The organism is Streptomyces gilvus, assembly GCF_022513565.1.
Taxonomy (GTDB): Bacteria; Actinomycetota; Actinomycetes; order Streptomycetales; family Streptomycetaceae; genus Streptomyces; species Streptomyces gilvus.
In genome coordinates this window covers 45,804-59,614 of record NZ_JAKWBE010000003.1, presented here as the reverse complement: position 1 = coordinate 59,614, position 13,811 = coordinate 45,804, and the positions used below count along the sequence as shown (strand labels likewise).

General features: G+C 71.6%; 9 protein-coding genes. 8 read left to right on the top strand and 1 reads right to left on the bottom strand.

Annotated features, from left to right (window positions below; all coding sequences use genetic code 11):
- Window positions 1-7 precede the first annotated feature (7 nt).
- From iolB to MKW14_RS06715, 8 genes are all read left to right on the top strand, one after another.
- Window positions 8-823 (top strand): 5-deoxy-glucuronate isomerase, encoded by an 816-nt coding sequence (iolB, locus tag MKW14_RS06750; protein WP_240859766.1) that lies wholly within the window; start codon window positions 8-10, stop codon window positions 821-823.
- Window positions 820-2,697: a 3D-(3,5/4)-trihydroxycyclohexane-1,2-dione acylhydrolase (decyclizing) gene (iolD, locus tag MKW14_RS06745; RefSeq protein WP_240859764.1), complete on the top strand. Its 1,878-nt coding sequence runs from the start codon at window positions 820-822 to the stop codon at window positions 2,695-2,697. The genes iolB and iolD overlap by 4 nt, the downstream gene beginning before the upstream one ends.
- 14 nt (window positions 2,698-2,711) lie before the next feature.
- Window positions 2,712-4,214, top strand: coding sequence for a CoA-acylating methylmalonate-semialdehyde dehydrogenase (gene mmsA, locus MKW14_RS06740; protein WP_240859762.1), 1,503 nt, complete (start codon window positions 2,712-2,714; stop codon window positions 4,212-4,214).
- Between the two features lie 257 nt (window positions 4,215-4,471).
- Window positions 4,472-5,872: an APC family permease gene (locus tag MKW14_RS06735; protein WP_240859756.1), complete on the top strand. Its 1,401-nt coding sequence runs from the start codon at window positions 4,472-4,474 to the stop codon at window positions 5,870-5,872.
- A 205-nt stretch (window positions 5,873-6,077) separates the two neighbouring features.
- Window positions 6,078-8,729, top strand: a complete 2,652-nt coding sequence (locus MKW14_RS06730) for an alpha/beta fold hydrolase (RefSeq protein ID WP_240859755.1) — start codon at window positions 6,078-6,080, stop codon at window positions 8,727-8,729.
- Window positions 8,726-9,586: an ABC transporter permease gene (locus MKW14_RS06725; protein ID WP_240859754.1), complete on the top strand. Its 861-nt coding sequence runs from the start codon at window positions 8,726-8,728 to the stop codon at window positions 9,584-9,586. The genes MKW14_RS06730 and MKW14_RS06725 overlap by 4 nt, the downstream gene beginning before the upstream one ends.
- Window positions 9,587-9,760: 174 nt before the next feature.
- On the top strand, window positions 9,761-11,320 hold the full coding sequence (locus tag MKW14_RS06720; RefSeq protein ID WP_240859753.1) for a vWA domain-containing protein: 1,560 nt from the start codon (window positions 9,761-9,763) through the stop codon (window positions 11,318-11,320).
- A gap of 72 nt (window positions 11,321-11,392) precedes the next feature.
- Window positions 11,393-13,312 carry an AMP-dependent synthetase/ligase gene (locus tag MKW14_RS06715; RefSeq protein ID WP_240859752.1) on the top strand — a complete coding sequence of 640 codons (1,920 nt, stop codon included), beginning with the start codon at window positions 11,393-11,395 and terminating at the stop codon, window positions 13,310-13,312.
- Window positions 13,313-13,369: 57 nt separating this feature from the next.
- Here MKW14_RS06715 and MKW14_RS06710 read toward each other — a convergent pair whose 3' ends face one another.
- Window positions 13,370-13,777 carry a rodlin gene (locus MKW14_RS06710; protein WP_240859750.1) on the bottom strand — a complete coding sequence of 136 codons (408 nt, stop codon included), beginning with the start codon at window positions 13,775-13,777 and terminating at the stop codon, window positions 13,370-13,372.
- Between the last annotated feature and the right edge of the window lie 34 nt (window positions 13,778-13,811).

Genomic DNA, 13,811 nt, shown 5'->3' with positions numbered 1-13,811 from the left:
GGGCCGTATGAGCAGCGACGGGCTGTACATTCCGCGGGGCGCCACCGGCGACGCCGACTACGCGTTCGACGTCGATCCCAAGCGTGCCGGCTGGGAGTACTGCAGCCTGCGGATCGTGGAGCTGGCGCCGGGCGGTACACACACGTTCACCACCGGTGACAGCGAGTGGATCGTGCTTCCGCTGGAAGGCGGATGTACGGTGCAAACGGCGGATGAGCAGTTCCAACTCCTGGGCAGGGCAAGCGTTTTCGAGTCGGCCAGCGACTTCGCCTACGTTCCCCGTGACGCCCGGGTCCAGATCGCCTCCGGCGCGGGAGGCCGCTTCGCCCTGGCAGGAGCGAAGTGCGAGCGACGACTCCCCGCCCGCTACGGCCCCGCGCCGGAGGTCCCCGTCGAAGAGCGCGGCAGCGGCACGCAGTTGCGGCACGTCCGCAACTTCGCCTCAGCCGACGCCTTCGACTGCGACAAGCTCATCGCCGTCGAGGTGATCACTCCCGGCGGCAACTGGTCCTCGTACCCACCGCACAAGCACGACGAGCACCGGCCCGGCGTGGAAGCGGAGTTGGAGGAGATCTACTACTTCGAGATCGCCGGCCCGAACGGTTTCGGCTATCAGCGCGTATCTCCCTCCCGTGAGGGCGGATCCGACGTCCTCGCCGAGCTCCGCTCCGGCGACGCCGTCCTCGTCCCCGACGGATGGCACGGCCCGTCCATCGCCCAGCCCGGCCACGACATGTACTACCTCAACGTCATGGCGGGACCGGGTGAGACACGGGAGTGGCGGATCTGCTTCCACCCGGACCACACGGAGGGGTACCGATGACGATCCGGCTGACCGTGGCACAGGCGCTGGTCCGCTTCCTGTCCGCCCAGTACACCGAACGCGACGGCGAGCGACGGCGGTTGATCGGCGCCACCTGGGGCATCTTCGGCCACGGCAACGTGGCGGGCATCGGCCAGGCGCTCCTCGAACACCGCGACGAGATGCCGTACCACCAGGGCCGCAACGAACAGGCCATGGTGCACGCGGCCGTGGGCTACGCGCGTCAATCGGGCCGGCTGTCCACCCACGCGGTGACGACGTCCATCGGCCCCGGCGCCACCAACCTCGTCACCGGCGCCGCCCTCGCGACGATCAACCACCTCCCGGTCCTGCTGCTGCCGGGCGACGTCTTCGCCACCCGCCCCGCCGACCCGGTCCTCCAGCAGCTCGAAGTGCCGTACGCGGGCGATGTGTCGGTCAACGACAGCCTGCGCCCGGTGTCGAGGTACTTCGACCGGATCACCCGGCCGGAAGCCCTGATCCCGTCGGCCCTCAACGCCATGCGGGTGCTCAGCGACCCCGTCGAGACCGGCGCCGTCACCCTCGCCCTCCCGCAGGACGTCCAGGCCGAGGCCCACGACTGGCCCGAGGAGTTCTTCGCCGAGCGGACCTGGGCCGTACGACGTCCCGGTGCCGATCCGACCGAACTCGCCGAAGCGGTCCGGGCGATCAGGTCCGCGCGCCGGCCCCTCGTCGTGGCCGGCGGCGGTGTCCACCACAGCCGGGCCGAGGAAGCGCTCGCGGAGTTCGCGGAGAGCACCGGCATACCGGTCGCCTCCACCCAGGCCGGCAAGGGCTCCCTGCGGTACGACCGTCCCCAGGACGTGGGCGGGATCGGCCACACGGGCACGGCCACCGCCAACGAACTCGCCCGCACCGCCGACCTGGTGATCGGCGTCGGCACCCGCTACACCGACTTCACCACCGCCTCCGGCACCCTCTTCGGCGGCGAGGGCGTCCGCTTCCTCAACCTCAACATCGCGCCCTTCGACGGCCACAAGCTCGCCGGACTGCCGCTGGTCGCGGACGCCCGCAGCGGCCTGGAGGAGCTGACCCAGGCCCTGGAGATCCACGACCACCGGGTCGCCGCCTCCTACGTCGCCGAGTACACCGAGGACAAGGAGCGCTGGGAGCAGCGCGTCGACGCCTGCTTCGAGGCCGACGAGCCGGACGTACGGCCGACGCAGCCGCAGGTGCTGGGCGCGCTCGACGCGATCGTCGACGAGAGCGACATCCTCGTCAACGCGGCCGGCTCCCTCCCCGGCGACCTGCACAAGCTGTGGCGGGCGCGCTCGCGGGACCAGTACCACCTGGAGTACGGCTACTCCTGCATGGGCTACGAGATCCCGGCCGCCATCGGCGTGAAGCTGGCCGCCCCCGACCGGCCCGTGTGGGCCCTGGTCGGCGACGGCACCTATCTGATGATGCCGACGGAGATCGTGACCGCCGTTCAGGAGGGCGTCGCGATCAAGGTCCTGCTGATCCAGAACCACGGGTACGCCTCGATCGGCGGCCTGTCCGAGTCGGTCGGCGGCGAGCGGTTCGGCACCGCCTACCGCTTCCCGTCCGACGACGGCACGTACACGGGGGCGCCGCTGCCCGTGGACCTGGCCGCCAACGCCGCCAGCCTGGGCATGCGCGTCCTGCGCGCGAAGACGGTCTCGGACCTGCGCGAGGCGCTCGCCGAGGCCCGCGCCGCCGACACGCCCACATGTGTCTACGTCGAGACCGAAACGGCAGACACAGTGTCGGGGGCGCCTCCCGCGCAGGCCTGGTGGGATGTACCTGTGGCCGAGACCGCGACCAGGCCGTCGGCGGTCAAGGCACGAGAGCTCTACGAACGGCACGTCTCCACCCGACGCCGCCATCTGTGAAGGAGAAACCGGGCATGACGAAGATCGTCAACCACTGGATCGGCGGCAAGACCGTCGAAGGTGCGTCGGGAAACCACGGGCCGGTCACCGACCCGGCCACCGGCGCGGTCACCACGAAGGTCGCCTTCGCCTCCGTCGAGGAGGTCGACGCGGCGGTCGCGGCCGCCAAGGACGCCTACGCCACCTGGGGCCAGTCCTCGCTGGCCAGGCGTACGGAGATCCTGTTCAAGTTCCGTGCGCTGCTGGACGCCAACCGGGACGCCATCGCCGAGCTGATCACCGCCGAGCACGGCAAGGTCCACTCCGACGCGCTCGGCGAGGTCGCCCGCGGTCTGGAGATCGTCGACCTGGCCTGCGGCATCAGCGTGCAACTCAAGGGCGAGCTGTCGACGCAGGTCGCCACCCGGGTCGACGTGGCCTCGATCCGCCAGCCGCTCGGCGTGGTCGCGGGCATCACGCCGTTCAACTTCCCGGCGATGGTCCCGATGTGGATGTTCCCGATCGCCATCGCGTGCGGCAACACCTTCGTGCTCAAGCCGTCCGAGAAGGACCCCTCGGCCTCGATCAAGATCGCCGAGCTGCTGGCCGAGGCCGGCCTGCCCGACGGTGTCTTCAACGTCGTCCACGGCGACAAGGTGGCCGTGGACCGGCTCCTGGAGCACCCGGACGTCAAGGCCGTCTCCTTCGTCGGCTCGACCCCGATCGCCCGCTACATCCACACCACCGCCTCCGCCAACGGCAAGCGCGTGCAGGCCCTGGGCGGCGCCAAGAACCACATGCTGGTCCTCCCGGACGCCGACCTGGACGCGGCGGCCGACGCGGCCGTCTCCGCCGCCTACGGCTCGGCGGGCGAGCGCTGTATGGCCATCTCCGCGGTCGTCGCGGTCGGCGCGATCGGCGACGAACTGGTGGAGAAGATCCGCGAGCGGGCCGAGAAGATCAAGATCGGCCCCGGCAACGACCCCACCTCCGAGATGGGCCCGCTGATCACCGCCGTCCACCGCGACAAGGTGGCCTCCTACGTCTCCGGCGCCGCCGCCGAGGGCTGCGAGGTCGTCCTCGACGGCACCGGCCACACCGTGGAGGGCTTCGAGGACGGCCACTGGATCGGCATCTCCCTGCTCGACAAGGTGCCGACCACCGCCAAGGCCTACCAGGACGAGATCTTCGGCCCCGTCCTGACCGTGCTGCGCGTGGACACCTACGAGGACGGCGTGGCCCTCATCAACGCCTCCCCGTTCGGCAACGGCACCGCGATCTTCACCCGGGACGGCGGCGCCGCCCGCCGCTTCCAGCTGGAGATCGAGGCCGGCATGGTCGGCGTGAACGTCCCGATCCCGGTCCCCGTCGGCTACCACAGCTTCGGCGGCTGGAAGGACTCCCTCTTCGGCGACCACCACATCTACGGCAACGACGGCACGCACTTCTACACCCGCGGCAAGGTCGTCACCACCCGCTGGCCCGACCCGGCCGACGCCCCCGCGGGCGTGGACCTGGGCTTCCCGCGCAACCACTGACGACACCGTCCGGCACCCCGGCCCGGGAGCAGACCTACTGCTCCCGGGCCCACTTTTTTCGCCGCGGCCCTGCGGTTCCCGTATGCCCCAACACGGAGCAACCAGCGGCATGAAGTGCTGTATACGCGCGTCACAAGACTCTCGATCTACGGATTCCGTAGGTAAACGCCTATTGACGCCTCGGTTTTCGTCGGGGTTCCATGCAGCATCACCGCAGCCGCCGGAGGCATCCGCACGAGTCGATCGGAATCCGCCGTATGACCGACACGCTCCGCCCTGTCGACACCGCCGTCCCCGAGGCGACGGACACCGGCCCCAGGGCGCTCAAGCGCTCCATCGGGGTCGTCGGCGGAACCCTCCTGACCCTCTCCTGCGTCACCCCGGCCTCCACGCTGTTCGTGGTCGTCCCGGACATGTTCGGCTCGCTCGGCACCGCCACCGCCCTGACGATCGCCATCGGCTCCCTCCTCTGTATCGCCGTGGCGTTCTGCTACTCCGAGCTGGGCACCCTCATCCCCAGCGCGGGCGGCGAGTACGCCATGGTCTCGACGCTGGCGGGCCGGCTCGCGGGCTGGCTGGTCTTCGTCCTCTCGCTGCTGGTCGTCATGATCGTGCCGCCGGTGATCGCGATGGGCACGGCCGACTACCTCGCCCCGGTCGTCCACCTCGACCCCGCCATGACCGGCGCCGGCGTGATGCTCCTGGCCACCCTCGCGGGCCTGCTCGACCTGCGCGCCAACGCCTGGATCACCGGCATCTTCCTGGTCCTGGAGGTCATCGCGGCCGGCGTCGTCGCGCTGCTGGGCTTCACCCACAGCCACCGCGGCCTCGGCAGCCTCACCTCGATGCAGGTGACGGGCGCGCACGGCCACACGGACACGGTGACCGCCATGCTGGTGGTGTCGGGACTGGCGATCGCCCTCTTCGTCACCCAGGGCTTCTCGACGGCCGTCTACCTCTCCGAGGAACTGGAGCACCCGCGCCGCAACGTCGCCCGCACCGTCCTGGCCACCCTCGCCATCTCGACGGTGATCATCCTGGTCCCGGTGGTGGCGATCACCCTGGGCGCCTCCGACATCTCCGAGCTGACCGGCGGCGACATCAGCTCCATGGTCACCGCCTGGTCCAACTCCGCGGTCGGCACCTTCGTCAGCCTCTGCGTGGCCCTCGCGATCATCAACGCGGGCATCGTCATGGTCATCCAGAACTCCCGCGTCCTGTTCGCCTCGGCCCGCGACAAGGCCTGGCCCCAGCCGGTCAACGACGTCTTCGCCAAGCTCGGCCGCTTCGGCTCCCCCTGGGTCGCCACGCTCGCCGTCGGCGTCCCCGGCGCGCTGCTCTGCTTCGTCAACCTGGACACCCTGTACGGCGTCACGGGCGTCTCGGTGACCGGCATGTACCTCCTGGTCGCGGTCGCCGCGCTCCTCTCCCGCCGCGGCGCCCACAAGCACACCCCGGCCTGGCGCATGCCCCTGTGGCCCGCGATGCCGGTCCTCCTCATCGCGGTCCTCGCCTACATCCTCACCCAGCAGGAAACGACCTACCTCCTCTGGACGGGCGGCATCACAGCGGCCGCAACCCTGTACTGGGCCCTGTACCTCCGCCCCCGCAAGGCCACGAGGTGGCTGGTGTCACTCCCGGAGGACCAGCAAGCCTGATCGCCCCGCAGGGGCGCCCAGGGGCGCGGGGCTGTATCGATATGCGGCTACCGCCGCGTGCGCGCGATCAACCCCACGCACCCGCACCCGGCAGATCACGGATACCCACCGAGCTCGCAGCCGTACACCAACTGCGGTACGTCGTCATCCACAGCTCCCCCCAGGGTCTGCCCCCACTGTCAGCGACACCCCGTACCGTTGACGCATGGATCTTCGACTGCCCCACCCGCGAGGGCTGCTGCGGGGGCCCCGACGGCTGCTGGCCGCCGGGGCCGCCGTCGTCGTACTCGCGGGCGCGGGAACATGGACGGCCGTCGCCTCGGACAGCAAGCCCCCGGTGCACGAGACCGACCGCATCATGGCCATCGACGGTGTCCGCATCGACACCTCGTACTTCACGTCCGGCCCCGCCGGCCGCAGGCCCGCCGTGCTGCTGGCCCACGGCTTCGGCGGCAGCAAGCAGGACGTGCGGCAGCAGGCGGAGGACCTCGCCAGAGACGGCTACGCGGTACTGACCTGGTCGGCCCGGGGCTTCGGCAGGTCCACGGGCAGAATCGGCCTCAACGACCCCAAGGGCGAGGTCGCGGACGTCTCCAGGCTCATCGACTGGCTGGCCAAGCAGCCCCAGGTCCAGCTCGACAAGCCCGGCGACCCGCGCGTGGGCGTCGCCGGCGCCTCGTACGGCGGCGCGATCTCCCTGCTCGCCGCCGGTTACGACCGGCGCGTGGACGCCATCGCCCCGGCGATCACCTACTGGAACCTCGCGGACGCCCTGTTCCCGAACGGCGTCTTCAAGAAGCTGTGGGCCGGCATCTTCGTCAACTCCGGCGGCGGCTGCGAGAAGTTCGAACCGCAGCTGTGCCGGATGTACGAGCGGGTCGCCGAGTCGGGCAGGCCCGACGCCCAGGCCCGTGAGCTGCTCCAGGCCCGTTCCCCCTCCGCCGTCGGCAGCCGCGTCAAGGTGCCCACCCTGCTGATGCAGGGCCAGACCGACTCCCTCTTCCCGCTCGGCCAGGCGGACGCCGCCGCGAAGGCGATCCGCGCCAACGGCGCCCCGGTGGACGTCGACTGGATCGCCGGCGGGCACGACGGCGGCGACATGGAGACCGGCCGGACGCAGTCACGCGTGCGTGCCTGGTTCGACCGGTACCTCAAGGACGACAAGGCCACCGACACCGGCCCGGCCTTCCGCGTCACCCGCACCGGAGGCGTCGACTCCACCACCGGCGCGGCCCGGTTGCGCGGCGCCACCGACACCACCTACCCGGGTCTGGAGAGCGGGCGGCGCACGGTCGCCCTGCGCGGCAGCCAGCAGCGCTTCGACAACCCGCCCGGCGCCACCCCGCCCGGGGTCTCGGCCCTGCCCGGTCTCGGCGGCGCGGGCGGCCTCGCCCAGCTGTCCTCGCTCGGCGTCGGCGTCTCGCTGGACTTCCCCGGCCAGTACGCCCGGTTCGAGTCGGCGCCGCTCAGGACCGGCCTGCGCATCACCGGATCGCCGACCGTCACCGTGCACGTGAAGTCGACGAGCGACGACGCCGTGCTCTTCGCGAAGGTCTACGACGTCGGGCCCGGCGGCGGCACCCCCGTGCTGCCCTCGCAGCTGGTGACGCCGGTCCGCGTCGAGGGCGCCAAGGCCGGCAAGGACGTCACGATCACCCTCCCGGCCATCGACCACGAGGTCGACCAGGGCCACCGGCTCCGCCTGGTCCTCGCCTCCACCGACCTCGGCTACGCCTCCCCGACCGCCCCGGCGACGTACACCGTCTCGCTGAAGGGCGACCTGACCGTGCCGACGGCCCCCGGGGTGACGACCGCCGCCGCCCCGCTGCCGTCCTGGGTGTGGTGGCTGCCGCTGGCCGGCGCCGTCATCGCCCTGGCCCTGCTCCTGACGAGCCGCCGCCGCACGACCGCGGCACCGCCGCCCGACCCCGAGCTCGCCGACATCCCGCTGCAGATCACCGGCCTCAGCAAGCGGTACGCCCGCTCCGCCGACCGGTACGCGGTGCGGGAGGTGACCTTCCGCGTCGAGAAGGGCCAGGTCCTCGGCCTGTTGGGACCGAACGGCGCGGGCAAGACGACCACCCTGCGCATGCTGATGGGCCTGATCAAGCCGGACGCCGGCGAGATCCGCGTCTTCGGCCACGCCATCCGCCCCGGCGCCCCGGTCCTCTCCCGGGTCGGCGCCTTCGTGGAGGGCGCGGGCTTCCTGCCGCACCTGTCCGGCCGGGAGAACCTGGAGCTGTACTGGCAGGCCACGGGCCGCCCGCCCGAGGACGCCCATCTGGAGGAGGCGCTGGAGATCGCCGGGCTCGGCGACGCGCTCGCCCGGGCCGTGCGCACCTACTCCCAGGGCATGCGCCAGCGCCTGGCCATCGCCCAGGCCATGCTGGGCCTGCCGGACCTGCTCATCCTCGACGAACCGACCAACGGCCTGGACCCGCCGCAGATCCGCGAGATGCGCGAGGTGATGATCCGCTACGCCGCCGCCGGCCGTACGGTCATCGTCTCCAGCCACCTCCTCGCGGAGGTCGAGCAGTCCTGCACGCACCTGGTCGTCATGGACCGCGGCCGGCTCGTCCAGGCGGGCCCGGTCGGGGAGATCGTCGGCTCGGGCGACACCCTGCTCGTCGGCACCGCCGCGCCCGTGGAGGAGCCGGTCGTCGAGAAGGTCGCCACCCTGCCCGGCGTCGCCTCCGCGGTGCCCGCCGACGGCGGCCTCCTGGTCCGGCTCGACCCCGACGGCAGCGCGCAGCGCCTGGTCGTGGAACTCGTACGGCTCGAAGTGCCCGTCCAGTCGGTGGGCCCGCACCGCCGCCTGGAGGACGCCTTCCTCACCCTGATCGGAGGTTCCGCATGAGCACGCTCGTCGAGCGCACCGAGACCGCCTCCGGTTACCGGGCGGGCCGCACCCTGCCCCTGCGGGTAGAACTGGTACGGCAGTTGAAGCGCCGCCGCACGCTCGTCGTGGGCGCGATCCTCGCCGCGCTGCCGTTCGTGCTGGTGATCGCCTTCGCGATCGGCAGCCCGAGCCGGGACAACGGCCAGGTGACGCTGATGGACACGGCGACGGCGTCCGGCGCCAACTTCGCCGCCGTCAACCTGTTCGTGTCGGCCGGCTTCCTGCTGGTCATCCCGGTCGCCCTGTTCTGCGGGGACACGGTCGCCTCGGAGGCCGGCTGGTCCTCCCTGCGCTATCTGCTGGCCGCGCCCGTGCCGCGTGCCCGCCTGTTGTGGTCCAAGCTCGTCGTCGGACTCGGCCTCAGCCTCGCCGCGATGATCCTGCTGCCGGTGGTCGCCCTGGCCGTCGGCACGGCCGCCTACGGCTGGGGCCCGCTGCAGATACCCACCGGCGGCGCGCTGGACACCGGCACGGCCACGCAGCGCCTGCTGGTGGTGGTGGCGTACATCTTCGTGTCCCAACTGGTCACCGCGGGGCTGGCGTTCTGGCTGTCCACCAGGACCGACGCGCCGCTCGGCGCGGTCGGCGGCGCGGTCGGCCTGACCATCGTCGGCAACGTCCTGGACGCCGTCACGGCCCTCGGCCACTGGCGGGAGTTCCTGCCCGCGCACTGGCAGTTCGCCTGGGCGGACGCCGTCCAGCCGCACCCGGAGTGGTCCGGCATGATCCAGGGCACGGCGATTTCCATAACGTACGCGCTCGTCCTGTTCGCCCTGGCCTTCCGCGGTTTCGCCCGCAAGGACGTGGTCTCCTAGGTCAACGGAGGGTCACCCACCGGTCTCGGCGGGCCATGATCGTGGCCGCTTCGAGATCCATCCGCAACGGTTCGTCACGCACGTTCCGACCCCCTCCGCCGTCACAGTCACAGACGGCGACGCCAACACGGCCGTTTTCGAACCACCGGTCAATCGGCAGAGGGGGCACGGACGATGGAGCAGCGGTACCCAACACCAGGGCCCGGCACGGCACACCGTCGTACCCGACGGCTGCGCGTCGCCCTGCTCGCCCTCGCGGCGACGGGCGGCCTGCTGCTCACGGCGTGCGGCGCGGGCCAGGACAGCAGCAGTTCGGCGGACCGCTCGAACCGCACCGGCGGCCTCCCGGCCCCGGCCGGCTCGGCGGCGGCCGGGGAGCAGCGCGCCGAGAGCCCGGACGACAGCCCGTCCGCCGACCACCTCTCCACCTTCGCCCTCGACGTCGACACCGCCTCCTACGGCTACGCCCGCCGGGTCCTCGCCGACGGCCGGCTGCCCGACCCCTCGCAGGTGCGCCCCGAGGAGTTCGTCAACAGCTTCCGCCAGGACTACGACCGTCCCGACGGCGACGGCTTCTCGGTCACCGTCGACGGAGCCCGCACCGACAAGGCCGGCTGGTCACTGGTCCGGGTCGGCCTCGCCACCCGCGCCGCCGACTCCGGCGAACGCCCGCCCGCCGCGCTCACCTTCGTCGTCGACGTCTCGGGCTCCATGGCCGAGCCCGGCCGCCTCGACCTCGCGAAGAAGTCCCTCGACACGATGACCGACCAGCTCGGCGACGACGACTCGGTCGCCCTGGTCACCTTCAGCGACGAGGCGCGGACCGTCCTGCCGATGACCCGCCTCGGCGGCCACCGCGGCCGGGTCCACGACGCCGTCGACGACCTCGAGACCGAGGACTCCACCAACCTCGGCGCGGGCGTCGAGAAGGGCTACGCCACCGCCACCGACGGCCTGCGCGAGGGCGCCACCAACCGGGTCGTGCTGATCTCCGACGGCCTCGCCAACACCGGCGACACGCACGCCGACTCCATCCTCGAACGCGTCTCCCGCGAACGCCGCGACCACGGCATCACCCTCTTCGGGGTCGGCGTCGGCAGCGACTACGGCGACGCCCTGATGGAACGCCTCGCCGACAAGGGCGACGGCCACACCGCCTACGTCTCCGGCGACGACGACGCCCGCAAGGTCTTCGTCGACCAGCTCCCGCAGAACATCGAGCTCACCGCCCGGGACGCCAAGGCCCAGGTCGCCTTCGACCCGGAGACCGTCGCCGAGTTCCACCTCGTCGGCTATGAGGACCGCGAGGTCGCCGACGAGGACTTCCGCGACGACAACGTCGACGGCGGCGAGGTCGGCCCCGGCCACACCGTCACCGCCCTGTACGCCGTGCGCACCAAGCCCGGCGCCGACGGCCATCTCGCCACCGCGAGCGTCCGCTGGCTCGACCCGAAGTCCCGCGCCCCGCACGAGGAGTCCGGCCAGCTGGAGACCGACGCCCTGCACGAGGACGTGTGGAGCGCCCCCAGCCGCTTCCAGGTCACCGCGGTCGCCGGCTACTTCGCCGACATCCTGCGCAGCCGCTCCTCGGAGCCCGACGACACCGGCTCCCTCCCCGGCAACCCCGGTCTCGGCGAACTCGGCGAGCGCGCCCACGCGTTGGCGAAGAAGACCGAGGACCAGGACGTCGACCAGCTGGCGGAGGCGATCGACGAGGCGAGCAGCATGAAGTGATCCCCGGCCCCATTGACTCTTCCTTACTTACGAGTAAGTTGTGCTCCCAGTCCGAGCCGACCGGGAGCCGCCATGGGCGTACGCAAGGATCTGAAGCGGGCGAAACAGCGCGGTGACCTGGCCGCGCGTACCAGGGTCGAGGTAGTCAGGGACGCCTCCGGCACGGTGCGCGAGGCCCGCACCGCCCCGATGGCGAAGGCACCCACCACCGGCAGCACCGCAGACCTGCCCTACACCAACGCGGCCGAGGCCCCGGACGCGGTGGTCCTGCGCCGCAGGCTGCACACGGGCTGGCAGCCGGTCACCGCCGCCGCGTTCGCCCGCGAAGTCACCGCCGCCGCCAAGGGGTTGATCGCGGCCGGCCTCGAACCGGGCGGCCGGGTCGCGGTGATGTCCCGCACCCGCTACGAGTGGACGGTCCTCGACTTCGCCGTCTGGGCGGCCGGCGGCCAGACCGTCCCGGTCTACGCCACCTCCTCCGCCGAGCAGGTCGAGTGGATCGTCCGCGACTCCGGCGCCCGCTTCGTCGTCACCGAGACCGCCGACAACACCGCCACGGTGCGGACCGGAACCGCCGGCCACCAGACCCCGCCCCGCACCTGGGAGGTGGACGAGGACGCGCTCACCGAGCTCACCGCACTCGGCCGGGACGTCCCCGACGAGGAGGTCACCAAGCGCCGTACCGCCCTGACGCCCGACACGATCGCGACGATCTGCTACACCTCCGGCACCACCGGCCGGCCCAAGGGCTGCGTGCTCACCCACGCCAACCTGCACGCCGAGGCCGCCAACACGGTCGAGCTGCTGCACCCCGTCTTCAAGGAGGTCACCCGCCAGTCGGCCTCCACCCTGCTCTTCCTCCCGCTCGCCCACATCCTCGGCCGCACCCTGCAGATAGCCTGTCTGATGGCCCGTATCGAGATCGGCCACTGCCCGAGCATCAAGCCCGACGAACTCCGGCCCGCCCTCAAGGAGTTCCGCCCCACCTTCCTGGTCGGAGTGCCGTACCTCTTCGAGAAGATCCACGACACCGGCCGTGCCACCGCCGAGAAGATCGGCCGGGGCGCCTCCTTCGACCGTGCCGACCGCGTCGGCGTCCGCTTCGCAGCCGCCTACCTCGACAAGTTCCTCGAGAGGGGCAAGGGCCCGGGCCCCGCCCTGTACGCCGCCTGGGCCCTCTACGACCTGCTCGTCTACCGCCGCGTCCGCAAGGAACTCGGCGGCCGCATGCGGTACGCCATCAGCGGCGGCTCCCCGCTCGACCGCGACCTCAACCTCTTCTTCTACGCCGCCGGGATCATCGTCTACGAGGGCTACGGCCTGACCGAGACCAGCGCGGCCGCCACCATCGTGCCCCCGCTCGGGCCCCGCCCCGGCACCGTCGGCCAGCCCGTCCCCGGCACCGCGGTGCGCATCGCCGACGACGGCGAGGTCCTGATCAAGGGCGGCATCGTCTTCGGCGCCTACTGGAACAACCCGGCGGCCTCGGACGCCGTGCTCCGGGACGAGTGGTTCGCCACCGGCGACCTCGGCGCGCTCGACGAGGACGGCTATCTCACCATCACCGGCCGCAAGAAGGACATCCTCGTCACCTCCGGCGGCAAGAACGTCTCCCCGGCCGTCCTGGAGGACCGGCTGCGCAGCCGCCCGCCGATCGGCCAGTGCGTCGTGGTCGGCGACAACCGTCCCTTCGTAGCCGCACTGATCACCCTGGAACCGGAGGCGGTCGCCCACTGGCTGTCCGTCCGCGGACTGCCCGCCGACACCCCGATGTCCGAGGTGGTACGGGATCCCCGGATGCGCGCCGACGTCCAACGGGCCGTCGACCACGCCAACGAGGCCGTCTCGCGCGCCGAGTCGATCCGCGCGTTCACGCTGGTCGAGGGCGAGTTCACCGAGGACAACGGCCTGCTCACCCCGTCCCTGAAGGTCAAGCGGCACGCCGTGAAGGCCGCTTATGCGGAGCGTATCGAGGAGCTCTACCGGAAGTGACACCAAAACGGCGGGTCACCGGAAGAGCCGGTGACCCGCCGCCGTAGAGCCGGGGATTCAGCCGTTGTTCGTGCCGTTGGCGGTCAGCACCGGGATGTCGTCCAGGATGTGCGAGAGCGGCTCGTCGCCCTTGACCTGGGTGGAGTTCTCGACGCACTGCTGGTTCTGCGGGGCCGACAGGACCGGGATGTCCTGGACGGTGACCGGTACGACGCCGACGAGGGAGCCGAGGTTCGCCTTGGCGGGCAGACCGACGCAGGGCTTGTTGAGGGAACCCTGGACGAGAGCCATCTGAGGGCTCATGTCACCGTACGTGGCGGAGTTGCCGAAGTACTGCGCGGCGTTGTCGCCGCTGGAGGAGGCGGTGCCGCCGTCGTCGGTGGTCGCCAGTGCCTGCGGGGCAGCCGCGGCTGAGGCACCGACGACGGAGACGGCGATGGCCGCGGTCGCCCACAGCTTCTTCATGCGCGTTCCTTTCGAAGAGCGTAGTCGTGAGACG